Source organism: Arthrobacter sp. ISL-65 (assembly GCF_018613795.1).
Classification (GTDB): Bacteria; Actinomycetota; Actinomycetes; order Actinomycetales; family Micrococcaceae; genus Arthrobacter.
Genome location: NZ_JAGGPN010000021.1, coordinates 12831 through 28301 on the forward strand (window position 1 = coordinate 12831; position 15471 = coordinate 28301).

Annotated in this window: 17 protein-coding genes; 11 read left to right on the forward strand and 6 right to left on the reverse strand. The window is 67.1% G+C overall.

All coding sequences use genetic code 11. The features are described 5' to 3' along the window. Positions 1–37: 37 nt before the first annotated feature. Positions 38–586 carry a TetR/AcrR family transcriptional regulator gene (locus J7I85_RS10325; RefSeq protein ID WP_214851337.1) on the reverse strand — a complete coding sequence of 183 codons (549 nt, stop codon included), beginning with the start codon at positions 584–586 and terminating at the stop codon, positions 38–40. Further along, positions 583–2544, reverse strand: coding sequence for an MFS transporter (locus tag J7I85_RS10330; RefSeq protein ID WP_214851339.1), 1962 nt, complete (start codon positions 2542–2544; stop codon positions 583–585). The genes J7I85_RS10325 and J7I85_RS10330 overlap by 4 nt, the downstream gene beginning before the upstream one ends. Before the next feature lie 209 nt (positions 2545–2753). On the opposite strand from J7I85_RS10330, the gene J7I85_RS10335 reads away from it, so the two are divergent. The 6 genes from J7I85_RS10335 to J7I85_RS10360 all read left to right on the forward strand — a co-directional run bounded on the left by J7I85_RS10335 (position 2754) and on the right by J7I85_RS10360 (position 9211). After that, a complete protein-coding gene (locus tag J7I85_RS10335; RefSeq protein WP_214851341.1) occupies positions 2754–3875 on the forward strand; it encodes an iron-siderophore ABC transporter substrate-binding protein in 1122 nt (373 codons plus the stop codon). 24 nt (positions 3876–3899) lie between these two features. Continuing rightward, complete coding sequence (locus J7I85_RS10340) at positions 3900–5009, forward strand: iron ABC transporter permease (RefSeq protein ID WP_214851343.1); 1110 nt, start codon at positions 3900–3902, stop codon at positions 5007–5009. Positions 5010–5173: 164 nt separating this feature from the next. Beyond that, positions 5174–6199, forward strand: coding sequence for a FecCD family ABC transporter permease (locus J7I85_RS10345; protein ID WP_374102458.1), 1026 nt, complete (start codon positions 5174–5176; stop codon positions 6197–6199). Then, positions 6199–7026 (forward strand): ABC transporter ATP-binding protein, encoded by an 828-nt coding sequence (locus tag J7I85_RS10350; protein ID WP_214851345.1) that lies wholly within the window; start codon positions 6199–6201, stop codon positions 7024–7026. Before J7I85_RS10345 ends, J7I85_RS10350 begins: the two co-directional genes overlap by 1 nt. Before the next feature lie 95 nt (positions 7027–7121). Beyond that, the gene (locus J7I85_RS10355) at positions 7122–8129 is read left to right on the forward strand and encodes a siderophore-interacting protein (RefSeq protein WP_214851387.1); all 1008 of its coding nucleotides are present in this window, start codon (positions 7122–7124) and stop codon (positions 8127–8129) included. Positions 8130–8407: 278 nt separating this feature from the next. Then, positions 8408–9211: an SGNH/GDSL hydrolase family protein gene (locus tag J7I85_RS10360; protein WP_214851347.1), complete on the forward strand. Its 804-nt coding sequence runs from the start codon at positions 8408–8410 to the stop codon at positions 9209–9211. Here the strand turns inward: J7I85_RS10360 and J7I85_RS10365 are convergent. After that, positions 9208–9492, reverse strand: coding sequence for a YciI family protein (locus tag J7I85_RS10365; protein WP_214851349.1), 285 nt, complete (start codon positions 9490–9492; stop codon positions 9208–9210). The genes J7I85_RS10360 and J7I85_RS10365 overlap by 4 nt on opposite strands. Before the next feature lie 98 nt (positions 9493–9590). Between J7I85_RS10365 and J7I85_RS10370 the strand changes: the two genes are divergently transcribed. Together J7I85_RS10370 and J7I85_RS10375 are read left to right on the forward strand one after the other, a co-directional pair. Next, on the forward strand, positions 9591–10073 hold the full coding sequence (locus J7I85_RS10370; RefSeq protein WP_214851356.1) for a MarR family winged helix-turn-helix transcriptional regulator: 483 nt from the start codon (positions 9591–9593) through the stop codon (positions 10071–10073). Between the two features lie 88 nt (positions 10074–10161). Next, positions 10162–10923, forward strand: coding sequence for an SGNH/GDSL hydrolase family protein (locus J7I85_RS10375; protein ID WP_214851358.1), 762 nt, complete (start codon positions 10162–10164; stop codon positions 10921–10923). Positions 10924–10972: 49 nt separating this feature from the next. Here the strand turns inward: J7I85_RS10375 and J7I85_RS10380 are convergent, their stop codons facing one another. The 3 genes from J7I85_RS10380 to J7I85_RS10390 are packed head-to-tail and all read right to left on the reverse strand — an operon-like array spanning position 10973 to position 13849. After that, positions 10973–11848, reverse strand: a complete 876-nt coding sequence (locus J7I85_RS10380) for an FAD:protein FMN transferase (RefSeq protein ID WP_251024201.1) — start codon at positions 11846–11848, stop codon at positions 10973–10975. After that, positions 11832–12386: an FMN-binding protein gene (locus J7I85_RS10385; protein ID WP_214851364.1), complete on the reverse strand. Its 555-nt coding sequence runs from the start codon at positions 12384–12386 to the stop codon at positions 11832–11834. The genes J7I85_RS10380 and J7I85_RS10385 overlap by 17 nt, the downstream gene beginning before the upstream one ends. After that, on the reverse strand, positions 12383–13849 hold the full coding sequence (locus J7I85_RS10390) for a ferric reductase-like transmembrane domain-containing protein (protein WP_214851372.1): 1467 nt from the start codon (positions 13847–13849) through the stop codon (positions 12383–12385). Before J7I85_RS10390 ends, J7I85_RS10385 begins: the two co-directional genes overlap by 4 nt. Before the next feature lie 463 nt (positions 13850–14312). Between J7I85_RS10390 and rpmB the strand changes: the two genes are divergently transcribed. From rpmB to rpsN, 3 genes are read left to right on the forward strand one after another with little or no spacing between them, the layout of a single operon-like run. Further along, a complete protein-coding gene (gene rpmB, locus J7I85_RS10395; protein WP_050687447.1) occupies positions 14313–14549 on the forward strand; it encodes a 50S ribosomal protein L28 in 237 nt (78 codons plus the stop codon). Continuing rightward, positions 14549–14716, forward strand: coding sequence for a 50S ribosomal protein L33 (gene rpmG / locus J7I85_RS10400; RefSeq protein ID WP_003798558.1), 168 nt, complete (start codon positions 14549–14551; stop codon positions 14714–14716). Before rpmB ends, rpmG begins: the two co-directional genes overlap by 1 nt. A 4-nt stretch (positions 14717–14720) precedes the next feature. Beyond that, complete coding sequence (gene rpsN / locus J7I85_RS10405) at positions 14721–15026, forward strand: 30S ribosomal protein S14 (RefSeq protein WP_003798555.1); 306 nt, start codon at positions 14721–14723, stop codon at positions 15024–15026. Positions 15027–15471 lie beyond the last annotated feature (445 nt).

The following is a 15471-nucleotide window of genomic DNA, read 5'->3' on the forward strand; positions in this document are numbered from 1 at the left end:
GGAACCCGGCGGTTGTGGCCCCAGCTCGGCCAGCGGATTACGTGTGTGCGGCCGTGCAGGCGTCGATCTGGGCCTGGACGATCCCGCCGTAGTAGGCCACCAGCTCGTCAAAATCCCAGCCGTCGAAGAGTCCCAATGTCCGCACGGTTTCACCGAAGCCGGTCATCAGCGCGGTGACAGTCGAGGCATAACGGCGGTCCGGCGTCGCATCCCCGATCAATTGTGTGATGCTGCCGAGGTAGCGTTCGCGCAGTTCGCTCCGCGCCGCATCTGGGTCCGGGGCATCGTGGACATTGATCGGAATGCTGGCCCACGGCTCGTGCATGCCGCGTTCCCGCCGCATCAGCACGCGGAAGACCAGGGCGCCGCCCAGCTCGGATGCCGGGACAGACAGTTCGGTGAGCAGCGACTCGTCCGGCTGCACCGCCGCGAACAGCTTGGCCTTGGAGATGAACAGCTTCATCACCAGGGCCGCCGAAACCCCGGCCTCCGCGGCGATGTCCCGGACCGTCACGGCCCGGTAGCCCCGTTCGCCGAACAGCCGGCCCGCCGCGGTGAGGATCGACTCCTGGCTGGGGCTGCTCATGCGCGCACCGGCTCTGCGCCGTTCCCTTGCGGGACGCGCTCAGCTGCTAGGTCCACGGTCACGGACCGGTTGTCGACGGCGAGCTTCCGCGCCACGGCTTGATGAGTCACGGGATGAAGCATAGCCACTATGTAGCGTCCGGCGACGGGCAGCGGAAGTGTGTACACGCCGTCGTCGTCCGTCCGTGCGGTGTCCACATGCTCCCCGGTGGCGTGCAGCAGCGTCACCACGGCGCCGGTCACGGGCTCGCTGCCGATGGCCGCCCGGCCCCTGATTTCCAGCCGCTCCTCCAGGAGGAAGTTCTGCTTCAGCGTGCGCCCGTCGAAGTCGAAGACCTCCGCCATCGGCGCCCAGCCCGCCGCGTTGGCCACCACGAGGTACTTCCCGGCGCCAGGCAGCGCCACCGAATAGTTGCCGTCGGTGTCCACGCGGCTCCAGTCCACCGGCTCGCCCGCCGTCTGGAGGACGGTGACGACGGCGGGAGTGAGCGGGCGGTGGTCGGGTGCCAGGACGCGCCCCTGCACCACCAGTTCTGCTGCCGCCGGCGCGGACGGGCGGTGCGTGATGGTGCGGGGAATGAAGATGGCGGCGAGGACGGAGGCGGCGGAGGCCAGCGCGGCCATCCAGAACACATCCCGGAACGCGTCGAACGAGGGCAGTCGGGCGGCGCCGAGCGGAATGGTGACCGAGGTCAGTACTGCGGCGACGGCGGCGCTGGAGGTCGAGGTGCCAATGGAGCGGACCAGGCTGTTGAGGCCGTTGGCGGAGGCGGTCTCCGTGATCGGGACGGCACCCATGATCAGCGTTGGCATGGCGGCATACGCGATGGCCGTTCCGACGCTCACCACGGTGGAGCCGATGATCACCCAGGTGATGGAGTCGTAGAAGAAGACCCGGCCCACGTACCCGACGATCATCACTCCGGCGCCGGTCATCAAGGCGGACTTGCCGCCGAAGCGCCGGATGATGCCTCCGGACACCGGCGCGAACACCACCATGGCCAGTCCGGACGGCACCATGCAGAGGCCTGCCGTGATGACGTTCAGTTCAAAGCCGTACCCGGTAGCGCCGGGGAGCTGGAGCTGCTGGGTGGTGAGGAGCATGTTGGCGAACATCGCGAAACCGATCAGCAGTGACGCGAGGTTGGTCATCAGGACAGGCCGCCGCGCCGTGGTGCGAAGATCCACCATGGGCTGGCCAACCCTGAGCTCGTAGGGAATCCAGGCGGCCAGCAGCAGCGCCGCCGCGAGGAACAGCAGCAGCACGGGTTCCGAGCCCCAGCCCCAGGCGCCCCCCTTGGAAATCGCCAGCAGCAGCGATCCCAGTGCGGCGGAGAGCACCAGCGCGCCCGCGTAGTCGAAGCGGCCGGGAGTGCGCACCTTGGACTCCGGAACCACGAGCACAACCGCCAGCAGCAGCAGCGTGCCGGCTGCGGCGGAGACCCAGAAGATGGACGTCCAGCCGAGGCTTTCATAGAGGAGGCCGGCGAGCGGCAGTCCCAAGGCGCTGCCGATGCCCAGGGTGGCACTCATGAGTGCCACCGCGGAGCCCATCTTTTCCTTGGGCAGTTCATCGCGCATGATGCTGATGCCCACCGGGATCAGCGCCGCGGAGAACCCCTGAAGCGCCCGCCCGATGATCAGCCACAGGAAGGTCCCGCCCAGCGCGGCCATGACCGAACCGGCCACCATGATGGCCAGGCAGATGACCATCATCTTCCGCTTGCCGTACATGTCGGCGCTGCGGGACACGATCGGAGTGGCGACCGCGCTGGCGAGGAGCGTCGCCGTCACCAGCCAGGATGCATCGTCAGGCGTGACAGAAAGGATCCGCGGAAAGTCGGGCAGCAGCGGCACCACCAGGGTCTGCATGAGTGCCACCAGCGTGCCACTGAGCGCCAGGACCGTGGTGATGGCGGGCGCGCTGCGGGTTGGTTTCGGGGCAGGGGGTGCTGTCATGTGCGGCAAGCCTTTGTGGGGGAGGAGGTGCCCGCGGTAAGGGTGAACGGGCGTTTACTCCTTCGAGTGAACCATTGTTCACCCTTGGCTGGCAAGGCGCCGGCAGTTAGGCTGGCCACTCGGAGCAATTACGTTATGCAAACCTTTCGTAATCTACGGAAGGATAGGCTAGCCTTACTTGGGTTCGCTTCATTCACCTAAGGAGTTCCGTGACTTCCCCCCTCTTCCCCGGCCGGTCGGCCGTCGTTTCAGACGGCACTGCTGCCGTTGGCACCACGCGCCGCTCCCTCCTCAAGACCGCCGGCAAGGCCACCGCCGTCCTCGGTGCCGCGGCACTCTCCCTGACCGCGTGCTCCACAGGGCCGGCTTCCACTGCTTCGGAAGCCAGTGCCACTTCATCCGCCAGCGCGCAGTTCCCGGTCACCATCAAGCACGTCTTTGGCGAAACCACCATCAAGGAACAGCCCAAGCGCGTCGTCACGGTCTCATGGGTCAACGACGACGTTGCAATCGCGCTGGGCGTGGTTCCGGTGGGTGTGCCCAAGAACGAGTGGGGCGGCAATGACAAGGGCTCCACCCCGTGGAAGGACGCTGCGCTGGAGAAGCTCGGCGCGGGCTTCGGGTCGGACAAGGGGCCGGTCCAGTTCTCCGAGGCTGACGGCATCAACTTCACTGAGATTGCCAAGCTCAATCCGGACGTCATCCTGGGTGCCTACTCCGGCCTGACGGAAGAGGACTACAAGAAGCTCAGCGAAATCGCCCCGGTGGTTGCGCATCCCGAGCTGGCCTACGGCACTTCCTGGCAGGATTCCACGAGCACCATCGGCAAGGCGCTGGGCAAGGAAGCCGAAGCCACGAAGCTGATCGCCGACACCGAGGCCACCGTCAAGGACAAGGTTTCCGCCTACCCGCAGCTCGCAGGCAAGAGCTTCATCTACGGAAACCTCGAGCCGGCCAAGAGTGACGGCGTGAACGTGTACACCGCCAACGACAACCGGCCGCGCTTCCTCAGCGAGATCGGCATGAAGCTCGCCCCCGTGGTGGAGGAGAACTCGAAGGGATCCAAGGAATTCTTCATCCCGTGGTCCGCGGAGAAGGCCAACGAGCTCAAGTCCGACATCTTCGTGACCTGGGTTCCGGACGCCAAGACCACCGATTCCATCAAGGCCGACCCGCTGCTGGGCCAGATCCCCGCGATCAAGAACGGCGCCATGGTCGCGGACTCGGACAACACGCTCACCCTGTCCATCTCGGCCTCCTCGCCGCTGAGCCTGCCGTGGTCGCTGGACACGTTCCTGCCGCAGCTGGCCAAAGCCGCAGACGCTGTCTAGCCCGGGTTCGGTAGACAGCTTCCCATGACATCGAGCACGACGACGGCCCCCGCTACCCAGCGCGAACGGACACTTGGAGCCCCTGTGGCCGCGGTTGAGGGGCCGCAACTGTCCGTTCGCGCCCAGCCTGCGCGCAAGGTCCCCGGGCCACGCGCCGCCTGGCTGCTGGCCGCCGTCGTCGTGCTCGTTGTTGTCTGCGGCGCCTCCCTTGCCGTGGGCGCCCGCGGTTTGGCCCTCGAAACCGTGTGGCAGGCCCTGGCCCAGTTCAACCCGGCGGACGGCGACCACGCCGTGGTGCATGCCCGGATCCCGCGGACCGTTCTGGGTCTGCTCGCCGGTGCGGCGCTGGGCCTGGCGAGCGCGGCCATGCAGGGCGTGGCCCGGAACCAGCTGGCGGACCCGGGCATCATCGGCGTCAACGCCGGCGCCGCGCTGGCCGTGGTCACCGGGATCTATATCTTCGGCATCTCCTCGCTGACCGGTTACATCTGGTTCGCGTTCATCGGGGCTGCTGCTGCTGCCGTCGCCGTTTACCTCATTGCCTCCATGGGCCGGGACGGTGCGACGCCGGTCAAGCTCGCCTTGGCGGGCGCCGCACTGAGCGCGGGGCTGTTCTCACTGATGAATGTCATCCTGGTCTCCAGCCAGGACACCCTGGACCGTTTCCGCTTCTGGCAGGTGGGCGGCATTGCCGGGCGCGACTGGTCCGTGGTGCTGCCCGGGTTGCCGTTCCTCGTCGCGGGGGCACTGATCGTGCTTCTGACGGGACGGGTCCTTAACAGCCTGGCGCTGGGCGACGACGTGGCCCGCGGCCTGGGCCAGAACGTCGGCCTGGCCCGCGCCGTCACCGCGCTGGGCATCGTCCTGCTGTGCGGGTCGGCGACGGCGCTGGCCGGCCCCATCGGGTTCGTGGGCCTCGTTGTCCCGCACGCCGTCCGCTTCCTGACCGGCCCCGATTATCGCTGGATCCTGCCGTTCTCCGCCGTGCTCGCACCCGTGCTGCTGCTGGTGTCCGACGTCGTGGGCCGGGTGATCCTGCTACCCGGCGAGGTCCCGGCCGGCATCATGACCGCCTTGATCGGCGCGCCGGTCTTCGTCTGGCTGGTCCGGCGCGGCAAGGGGGCAGGCCTGTGACTCCGAACCCGGCCAACCCCGCGACCACCGGGAAGCGCCAACGGACACTTGGGGCCCCCACCCGCGTGCGCGAACGGGCAGACAATGCCCTCAAAACCGCAGAAACAGGGCCTTATCTGCCCGTTCGCGCTTCGAACCGGACGAGGAGCCTGCTGAACCGGTGCCTGCTGAACCGGACGGCGGTACTGGCCGCCGGCGTCGTACTTCTCCTGGCCGCCAGCATCCTGCTGGGCAGCTACACCGTGACCATCCCCGACCTTTTCAAAATCCTCGCTGCCCACTTCACCGGCGGCGAGAAAATCCCCGGCGCCAGCTTCATCGTGATGGAGGCCAAGCTGCCGCGGGCGGTCATCGGCACGTTGATCGGCCTGGCCTTCGGGCTCTCGGGTGCGCTGTTCCAGACCATGCTCCGCAACCCGCTGGCCAGCCCGGACGTGATCGGCATCAGCTACGGCGCCAGCGCGGCCGCCGTCCTGGCCATCGTGGTGTTCGGGGCCTCCGGTGCCGCGGTGTCCGGTGCTGCCCTCGGCGGTGCGATGGCCGTGGCGGCGCTGATCTACGGCATCTCCCGCAGCGGGTCCCTGGGTCTCCGCGGCGGCAGCCGCGGAAACGCCGCCGGCAACCGCCTCGTCCTCGCCGGCGTCGGCATTGCTGCCGCGCTGCACGCCATGGTCAGCTTCCTCATGACCCGGGCCGACATCCGTACCGCCGCGGAGGCGCTGATCTGGATCAACGGCTCGCTCAACTCCGCCAGCTGGGACCGTGCGGGCGTGCTGGCCCTGACGCTGATGGTCCTGGTTCCGGTAGCCGCCCTGCTGGCCGGACCTCTGCGCATCCTCGAACTGGGGGACGACGCCGCCGCGGGACTCGGCGTCCGCGTGGCCGCGACCCGGCTGGGTCTGGTGCTCACCGCCGTCGCGCTCGCCGCAGTGGCGACGGCGGCCGCCGGGCCCGTTGCGTTCGTCGCCTTTCTTGCCGGCCCCATTGCCCGCCGCTTCACCGGCCGCTCCAGTCTCCCGGCGGCGGCCCTGGTGGGCGCCCTGATCGTCCTGGCGGCGGACTACTTCGCCGCCAATGCCGCCCCGCTGCTGCTGGACGGCACCGTCCTGCCGGTCGGCGTCGTCACCGGCGCCCTCGGCGCCCCGTTCCTGCTGTGGCTCCTGGTCACGTCCAACCGAAAGGATGCCTGATGGCCGTTCTTCAAGCCCGCGACCTCACGCTGCAGTACGATCAGCGCCGGGTCGTGGAAAACCTCACCGCAGAGATTCCTGAGGGCCGGGTGACCATGATCCTAGGTGCCAACGCCTGCGGAAAATCCACGCTGCTGCGAGGGCTGTCCCGGCTCCTGAAGCCTGCCGGCGGCACGGTCACCCTCGACGGCAAGGACATCCACTCCCGCCCGGCGCGCGAGCTGGCCCGCACCCTCGGCCTGCTGCCCCAGCACCCGATGGCACCGGACGGCATTACCGTCCGTGACCTGGTGGGCCGTGGGCGGTACCCGCACCAGGGTTTCTTCCGCAGCTGGTCGGAGAAGGACGACGCCGCGGTGCAGCGTGCGTTGGAGGCCACCGAGACGCTGGGGCTCGCCGGGCGGAACGTCGACGAACTCTCCGGCGGTCAGCGCCAGCGGGTGTGGATCGCCATGGCGCTCGCCCAGGAAACGGACGTGCTGCTGCTCGACGAGCCCACCACCTACTTGGACCTCGCCCACCAGGTTGAGGTGCTGGACCTGGTCACCGACCTCAATCGCCAGCGCGGCACCACGGTGGCGATCGTCCTGCATGACCTCAACCTCGCCGCGCGGTACGCCGACCATGTCATCGCCCTGAAGGCCGGGCGGATCGTGGCCGAGGGCGCATCGTCCAGCGTGATTACCGAGGAGCTGGTCCGGAGTGTCTTCGGGCTGGAATCCCGGGTGGTGCCGGATCCGGTGTCCGGCACCCCGCTGATCATCCCCCTCGGCAGGCACCACGCCGACCCAAAAGTTCAGATCTCGACCCTGGAGATGGCCTCATGAGCGCAGTACAGAACAGTGCAGTACAAAACAGCGCAGTACAGAACAGTTCCGCCCGCACCTCCATCAGGGACCGTCCCGGCTTCGCCACCGAGCCGATGACACTGGCGTTTGATGTCACCGTCTCGGCGGTGCAGGAGCTCAGCCCGAACTTCCGCCGCGTGACGTTCGGCGGCTATTCGCTGCGCGACTTCGGCGTCCACGGCGACAGCCTGGACCTGCGCATCAAACTCATGATCCCCTCGCTGGCGCCGGACGGCGGCAGCCGGCTTCCGCTGCCGAAGTTCCGGATGGAGGAGAGCGGCTGGTACCAGGAGTGGCTGGCCATGGATCCGGCCACCCGCGGCGCCATGCGCACCTACACCGTCCGGCAGGCCCGGCTGGACGGCGTGTACCCGGAGGTCGACGTCGACTTCGTGATGCATTTCGACGCCGCCGGCAACGGCGGTCCGGCGGCGAACTGGGCGCTGACGGCCAAGCCGGGTGACGCCCTCACCCTGATCGGGCCGAACAACCGTGCTGCGCACTGCGTCACCGCGGAAACGTACTCAGGCATCGAATGGCGGCCCGGCCTGGCCGGACGCGTGCTCCTGGCCGGCGACGAGACGGCCGTCCCCGCCATCAGCGCTGTTCTCGAAAGCCTGCCCGAGTACATGACCGGGCATGCCTTCCTGGAAGTACCGGAGGCCGGCGACTTCCTCGATTTGGAGACAGCGGCCGACGTCGAAATCACCTGGCTGGCACGCGGCGCCTCGATCGGCAGGTCCCGGCCGCACGGTGAACTCCTACAAGAGGCGGTGCGCGCGGCTGTCCCCGTGCCAGGCTGGGTGGGCATCAAGTCCGCCGACGCCGCCGGCCCGGAGCCCGACGACGTGAACGTTGACCAGGAGATCCTGTGGGAAACCCCGGCACGACTCGATGCCGCCGCAGTCAGCGCCACGAAGAACCCCGGCAAGCCCGCAGGCGCCCTGCCGTTCTACGCGTGGATTGCCGGGGAAGCCGGAGTCATCAAGGACATGCGGCGCTACCTCGTCCGCGACGTCGGGATCGACCGGAAGCAGGTGGCGTTCATGGGGTACTGGCGGCAGGGCAAAGCCGAACTCTGACCCTGGGTGTGTCGGGCGGGTCCGCCTCCTGCCGCCCGGGCTCCCTCCCGGACGCTTCCTCAGGTTTCGTCGCTTGAACCCGGACGCTTCCTCAGGTTCGGTTGCTTGAACCCGGATGCTTCCTCAGGTTTCGTCGCTTGAACCCGGACGCTTCCTCAGTTTCAAGGTCGGGTCGCGGACGGTGACGTTCATCTGGTGTTTCCCTAGGTGTTGCTCCTGATGTGTACTTTGTCAGGGTGGGTGTCTCTCCTTTGCTCCCGGACCGGGGCAGGCGGCAAGTGTTCGTTGCCTTGGGGGACTCGTTCACCGAGGGCGTGGGTGACCGGAGTTCCAGGCTGCCGAACGGGGTGCGGGGCTGGGCTGACCGCGTGGCGGAGAAGCTGGCCAAGGCAGAACCCGGCTGGCATTACGCCAACCTGGCCATCAGGAGCAAGCGGCTCCGCCACATCGTGGATGAGCAGCTGGAGCAGGCACTGGCCATGGATCCCACGCTCATCACTCTCTATGCCGGCGGCAACGACATTTTGGACTTCGGCACGGACATGGACCAGCTCCTGGCCCAGTACGAGGAACTGGTGGCCCGGCTGGCGGCCACCGGCGCCACCCTAGTCCTGTTCACGGGGTTCGACGTCAAGGTGTCCGCGGTGCTGGAACCGCTGAAGAAGCGCAACACCCTATACAACCGGCGGGTCCGGGAGCTCGCCGCCAAGTACGGGGCTGTACTCGTGGACTATTGGTGTTTCGAGGCCTTTCGCGACCGCAGGATGTGGGACACCGACCGGCTGCACATGTCCAAGGCCGGCCACAAGTACCTCGCGGCCCAGGTTCTGGACCATCTGGGTGTCCCGCACAAGATCAGCCTCACGGAATGGGAGCCGCCGGCCAGGATGACACTCCGCGACTGGGAGAGGCGGCAGCGGCGCTGGATGAATGACTGGGTGCTACCGCTGTTTGGCCGGAAGCTCCGCGGCGTCACACTGGGCGACAACCTTAGCCCCCGCTGGCCCCAGCCGGTGAAGGTCCCGCGCAAAGGCGGCCTGAAAAAGCTGATGGAGCCGGACGGGCGCGGACGCGCAGGCTAGTCCAGCAGGTTCTCGAACCCCGGCGCAGTGCGGTTTGCGGCGAATTCCATGACATCGAAGTCGGCGACGCCGTGCACGTTGAACGGGTCCTTGGCCAAGGACCCGTCGAGTGTCGGCCGGTCGGCCCTGGAGAGCAGCACGCCGCCCGTGCGCGGAACCTTGCGGCCGGCGGCGATGAAGACACCTTCGTCAAAAGCATCCTTCAGCCAGTCCACGTGGGCATCCAGGTGCTGGTCCACGATCTCTTGGGCAACCTTGTAGGTCAGGGAAACTACGTACATGACGGCCAGCCTACCGCCAGAGCCTTCGCCACCCGGCGACTCGCCGCCGCCGGAACCGGCCTTGAACCGTCAAGCGTTAGTTCTCCTAGGATGGAGTAATGACCGAACCGCACTGGCTCAACGCCAATGAACGCCGGGCATGGCTTGCCCTGCTGAGCATCAACACCATGCTGCCCGCGTCGCTCGATACCCAGCTGCATGCTGCCGGCAAGGTGTCGCTGTTCGACTACAACGTGCTGGCGATGCTCTCCGAGGCCGAGGGGCGCTTCCTGCCGATGAGCGAGCTGGCGGCGCGGACCAGCGCCTCCCTCTCCAGGCTCTCCCATGTGGTTACCAAACTCCAGAACCGCGGCTGGGTGGAACGCCGGCCGCATCCCGGCGACGCACGCGTCACCACCGCGCACCTCACCGAACAGGGCATCGCCACCATCGTGGAACTGGCACCGGGCCACGTCGAATCCGTGCGCTCGCTGTTCCTCGACGCCCTGACTGAGCGTGATGTAGCGGACCTCGCACGCATCGGCGAAAAGATTGTGGCCCGTCTGGACAGCAATCACTGGATCCTCCGCGAGCGGCAGTAGCAGCAGCACCCAGGCAGTCGCCCGGCAACAGCTGCGCCCTACGGACCCGTCTTGGTTGCTCCCGGCAACGGGTGGCAGACTTGCTCCCATGGATTTCACGGCCCGCTACGTTGCCCTCGGAGATTCCTTCACGGAGGGCGTCGGCGACGACGACCCGGCGCGGCCCAACGGGCTCCGTGGCTGGGCTGACCGGGTGGCGGAGCAGCTGGCCTCGGCTGACCCCGGCTTCGGGTACGCCAACCTTGCCATCCGCGGCCGCAAGCTGCGGCAGATCCTGGCCGAGCAGGTGGACGCCGCCGTCGCGCTTAATCCCACACTGGTGACCCTGTACGCCGGTGCCAACGACATTCTCCGCCCCAAGATCGACATAGACGACCTGCTCGCGGATTACGAAAAAGCCGTCGGGAAGCTCGCGGCCACGGGTGCCACCGTGGTGCTGTTCACGGGCTTCGACGCGCGGGGCTCGAAGGTTTTCGGCACCATGCGGGGGCGCACGGCCATCTACAACGAACTCGTGCGCGGCATCGCCGGGGACCACGGGGCCCTGTTGGTGGACTACTGGCGCTTCAACGAGTACTACGACTGGGGCATGTGGGCCAAGGACCGGATGCACATGTCCGCCGCCGGGCACGCGAACATGGCCAAGCGTGTCCTGACGGTCCTCGAACACGAGCACTCCATCGAGGTCCCGCCGATGACCCCCGTCCCGGAGCTCAGCACGGCGGAGGCTCTGAGGGCTAACGCCCGTTGGGTCCGGGAATTCGCCGCACCGTGGGTGGTCCGGCGGGTCACGGGTAAGTCCTCTGGTGACACCCTCCAGCCCAGGTACGCCCAGCTCACCCGGCTCTAGGCATCCCGGGAAAGCCCGCCGCCCCGTTCGATTCCGGGTCGATCCGAAACTACCGCCGGAACCCGCCCGTTGCCAGCAGCTCGCCATTTGCACGGACGGCCAGCGCCTCGATGTCCCACATGGCGGTGGCGCGGTTGAGCATGGGGACCCCGCCCGCCACGATCGCGGTTGCCAGCACATCGGCGGTGACCACGTCCGCCGCGGCGATCGAGACCTGACGGAATTCCGCGGCCCCGGCCGTGACGCTCCAGATGTGATCCCCGCGCTCAGCGGAACCGGAGGTGGCCAGCGCCGCCCGGGTCCCGCCGTCGGCCGTCTTTTCACCCAGCGGCGCCAGACCGGCCGGAGACAGACTCTGCGGAGGCGAACCCAGCGCCGCCCCGCGCAGCGGGAATCCGGCGAGCAGGGTCCTCCTGTCCGCCGGGTCAACGATCCCCGCCCGCCACGGCACATCGATGCCGGGATTGGGGGAGCCGCTGACCAGCACGTCCCCGCCGGCGTTCAAGCACCAGTTGGCCAAGCCGAGCGCCATCAACGACTTGCCGGCTTCCCGGATGGCGTGGCCCTTGACGATTCCGGAGAGATCCAGCGCCCCGTCCGGACGTTCCGGCGTGAACGCCCCCTCGGTGAGGATCCTCCACTCGGCCGCCTCCTCATATCGCGCCCGCATTTCTGCCGATGCCTCCGGCAGAGCGAGTTCGCCGCGCACCAGCTGGCTCGCCTCCGAATCGGGGCGGTAGAGGCTGAAGATGCTGTCCAGTTCCGTGAACAGGCGTTCGACGACGGCGGTCGCCGCGTCCAGCTCATCCGCCACCGCCTGGGGTGCTTTGTGAGCGTCCGTGGGGACAGTCAGGCTGATGACAGTTCCCATGCAGGTGAAGGTCCGGGCCCGGAGCGGGGGCGTGGTCTCAGAGGCTTGCTGCATCGAGGGCTGCCTGGAGGGAGGTGAGGTAGGCGTCGCTGGTCACGGTGGCGCCGCCCACGGTCTGCACATCGCCGGACTGTGCCTGAAGCACCTCGCTGCGAAGAATCGGGGCGGCATAGTTGCTGATCTGCACGGACCGGCCCTCGGCGTCGGTGAGTTTCAGGGCTGTGACGTCGGTGATCTGCCCGGACTTCACGGTGATCTGGACCTGCACGGTGCCGAAGCGGGTCTGGACCAGATCGCCGTCGTACGTGCCGCCGGCCTTGGCCGCTGCACCGGCGGCTCCGGACGCGCCGGATGCGTCCGTCGTCCCGGAACTGCCAGTCGTGCCGGAATTGCCGGTCGTTCCCGACGACGCCGCGGATTCCGACGACGCTGCGCCGCTGCTGCCCGTGGTTCCCGTCCCCGAATCCTGATTTCCCGTTGCTGCGGCCGAGGCCGCGCTGCGTGTATCGGCCACATGGACACCTGATTGCCAGCCGACCAGGAGGATGCCGGCCGAAGCCACGGCGGCTGAAACTGCTGCTCTGATTCTCACCAGTCGAACCTTTCGTGATGGAGCTGATCTTCATGGACGCCGGCGGCGCGGGCGGCGGTCAGGACGTTGCCTGCCCACCGCGAGGGCCCGCATACGTAGACGTCGGCATGGGCGATTTCCGGTACGTAGTCCGCCAGGGCGTACCCGGCCCGATGCTCGGCGGCCGGAAGCCAACTGTCCGGTGAGCCGGCGTCCCTTCCGCCCGTCAGATGGAACAGGGTGGCGCCGCGCTGCCGGCACAGTTCGAGGATTTCCTCGCCCAGGTAGAGCTCCTGGTTGCTATGCCCGCGGAGCAGGACCGTGGCCTGGCCGGGGGCGAAGGGGGTGGTCTCCAGGAGGGCCCGCAACGGCGTGATACCGATGCCGGCGCCGATCAGGACCACGCGGTCCTTGCTGCGAGCTGCGGAGCTGAAGAGACCGTAGGGCCCTTCGATGGCGACCTTCGTTCCGCGCCGCAGCCTCAGCAGTTGGGCGGAGCCCCGGCCGAGATCACGAACCGTGATCCGCAATCTCCCGTGCCGATCAGGTCCTGTCCACACCGGCTCCGCAGACAGACTGAACGGATGCGGATGCCACCACAGCCCCGGGGCGAGGAAGCGCCAGATAAAGAACCGCCCGCCGTTGCCGGCCAGCGAGCCGAGCTGCAGGCCGCTCATTTCGATGTTGACCACCCCGGGAGCTACGGAGGTGACGCGCTCAACCGTGAGCTGATGCCTGAAGGTTACCCGTACAGGCTGGATGAGCCGGTAGTACAGCAAGCCGGCCCCGGTGGTGATGCAGATGCCGAGCCAGTACCAGCACTGCCAGGTGCCGACGGCGAACAGCCCGCCCACGCTGAACTGGTGCGGCAGCGAGGTGAGCACGGCAGCATAGGTGAGCAGGTGCACGGCGTACCAGAATTCGTAGGGGAACCGCCGGCGGACCGCCACCAGGGACGTGACCACAACCGCGATGAAGAGGGCCAGGGAGATGAAGGCGAGCCACATGTCGGGCACCAGCACCCAGAGCGCCACGGCTTCGCTGACCGGGTCGAGCCCTTCGGCCATGCCGTAGCCCACCGCGATGAGCAGCCCGTGGGCCAGCAGCAGGTACAGCGAGGGTTTCCCCAGCTTCCGGTGAAACTCCAGTGCCCGGTCATGCCCCACCGCGCCGTCGATGAACGGAATCCTGGCGGCCAGCATGAGCATGAGCAGCACGAGGTCCATGCCGGCAAGGCCGCAAACAATGCCCAGCGCCGTGACCACGCCGGCCGGCGAGGAGGCCGCCGTCAGGCCGCCGTCGGCAAGCCAGAGCGCAACCGAAGCGGCCAACGAGGACCAGGCCGTCACCGTCAGGACATCGGCGCGGAGGAGCCTGCGCCGGTGTGGGCCGGCGAAGCGGCCGGCCTCCCGAACTGGAGCAGGCCCGTGGGCGGGGCGCATCGGAGTGCCGGTCCCGGGGGAGGGCAGGAGCTCTGTGTTCATGGCTCAAGATTCCGCCCCGAGCCTTTGACTTTGCTGTGAGGAGCCTTCTTTCCGGATATGTCTTGGAGGGAAGCCCTGGCGACGGCGGTTCCCGGGGCTGCTATAGCACCGTTCCCCGCCGGATTGGTCTTTAATTCGCGTCTCTCGTAGACTTGGTTGGCGCTAGGTGGCGCGGAGCGTGTGCAATTGCTCCGGTTTGCGGTGGCTGTTGGCAGTATTCACAGTCCTGGAGGCCGGTAGTTAGGGGCTCAAGTTGCGTGCATTCCTGTATTCGCCCAGCATCCCGGCATTTCGCAGTGGTTCCATTGCCAGATGCTCGTGGCTCATCGCATTCAGCCGCAGTAAACCCGGTTCGCCGGCGTTGAAACGTGCGGACGCGTGAGGCTGGATGCGGACGCCGCCTGCCGCACGGTGAAGCAGAACTCTGCCAGCCGTTTCATTCATTTTTCAGAGGAGAGTCGTCATGGCAGCACACTGCCAGGTGACCGGAGCCGAGCCGGGCTTTGGACACAGCATTTCGCACTCGCACCGCCGCAACAAGCGCCGGTTCGACCCGAACATCCAGAAGAAGCGCTACTGGGTTCCGTCCCTGCGCCGTAATGTCACTCTGCAGGTCTCTGCAAAGGGCATCAAGACCATCGACGTACGCGGCATTGACGTTGTCGTCGCCGCCATCCTGGCACGAGGAGTGAAGCTCTAGTGGCAAAGGACAAGGACGTACGTCCGATCATCAAGCTCAAGTCGACCGCGGGCACGGGTTACACCTACGTAACCCGTAAGAACCGTCGTAACGATCCGGACCGCCTGGTCCTGAAGAAGTACGACCCCAAGATCCGCCAGCACGTCGAATTCCGAGAGGAGCGCTAAACACATGGCTAAGAAGTCCAAGATTGCTCGCAACGAGCAGCGCAAGGTCATCGTTGAGCGTTACGCTGCAAAGCGCCTCGAGCTGAAGAAGACCCTGGTTGACCCGAACGCGACTGACGAAGCACGCGAAGCTGCACGCCTCGGCCTGCAGAAGCTGCCCCGCAACGCCTCCCCGATCCGTCTGCGTAACCGCGACATCATCGACGGCCGTCCGCGCGGTACCTTCCAGAAGTTCGGTATCTCCCGTGTCCGCTTCCGCGACATGGCTCACCGCGGTGAGCTCCCGGGCATCACCAAGTCTTCCTGGTAATCCAGCACCGTTGATTCCAGCTGCTTGAGGAGGGCCGGCAACCGCATGGTTGCTGGCCCTCCTTTGCGTTAAACGTTTTTGTTAGCACCGGCCACTCGTTGCGCCGGGGGACATGTTCCTGTGCGGCAGCACACATAACCGATGGCGACGGCGCAGGCTCACCAGCGTGCCCTCGCGCACCCTTCCGCCGCGGAAACACGGGGATCCCATGCTCTTGGTAGGACGGTTTGCGGTCGGGCGGCAGCGGGTGTACTGTTTTCTAAGTCGCCGCGAGGGAGACAGCGAAGAGCTGGTTACCGCGGGCGGCCAAATCCCCGAAATTTAGACCGTAGTTTGGTGACTCTTCAGGTCGCTTGAGCGTGGTGGGGCTGGTTTTCCTGCCGATGAGAGTCCTGAGACAAGGATTTGCGTCGGGGAGTGAAACCGGGTAAGTTTGAAAAGTTGC

Excerpts from the sequence above, each read along its gene's own strand:
- J7I85_RS10325 (WP_214851337.1), bottom strand. The coding sequence starts at position 586 with ATGAGCAGCCCCAGCCAGGAGTCGATCCTCACCGCGGCGGGCCGGCTG.
- rpmB (WP_050687447.1), top strand. The coding sequence starts at position 14,313 with ATGGCAGCACACTGCCAGGTGACCGGAGCCGAGCCGGGCTTTGGACAC.
- J7I85_RS10390 (WP_214851372.1), bottom strand. The coding sequence starts at position 13,849 with ATGAACACAGAGCTCCTGCCCTCCCCCGGGACCGGCACTCCGATGCGC.
- J7I85_RS10340 (WP_214851343.1), top strand. The coding sequence starts at position 3,900 with ATGACATCGAGCACGACGACGGCCCCCGCTACCCAGCGCGAACGGACA.
- J7I85_RS10375 (WP_214851358.1), top strand. The coding sequence starts at position 10,162 with ATGGATTTCACGGCCCGCTACGTTGCCCTCGGAGATTCCTTCACGGAG.
- J7I85_RS10370 (WP_214851356.1), top strand. The coding sequence starts at position 9,591 with ATGACCGAACCGCACTGGCTCAACGCCAATGAACGCCGGGCATGGCTT.
- J7I85_RS10380 (WP_251024201.1), bottom strand. The coding sequence starts at position 11,848 with ATGCAGCAAGCCTCTGAGACCACGCCCCCGCTCCGGGCCCGGACCTTC.
- J7I85_RS10350 (WP_214851345.1), top strand. The coding sequence starts at position 6,199 with ATGGCCGTTCTTCAAGCCCGCGACCTCACGCTGCAGTACGATCAGCGC.
- rpsN (WP_003798555.1), top strand. The coding sequence starts at position 14,721 with ATGGCTAAGAAGTCCAAGATTGCTCGCAACGAGCAGCGCAAGGTCATC.
- J7I85_RS10365 (WP_214851349.1), bottom strand. The coding sequence starts at position 9,492 with ATGTACGTAGTTTCCCTGACCTACAAGGTTGCCCAAGAGATCGTGGAC.
- J7I85_RS10330 (WP_214851339.1), bottom strand. The coding sequence starts at position 2,544 with ATGACAGCACCCCCTGCCCCGAAACCAACCCGCAGCGCGCCCGCCATC.
- J7I85_RS10355 (WP_214851387.1), top strand. The coding sequence starts at position 7,122 with ATGACACTGGCGTTTGATGTCACCGTCTCGGCGGTGCAGGAGCTCAGC.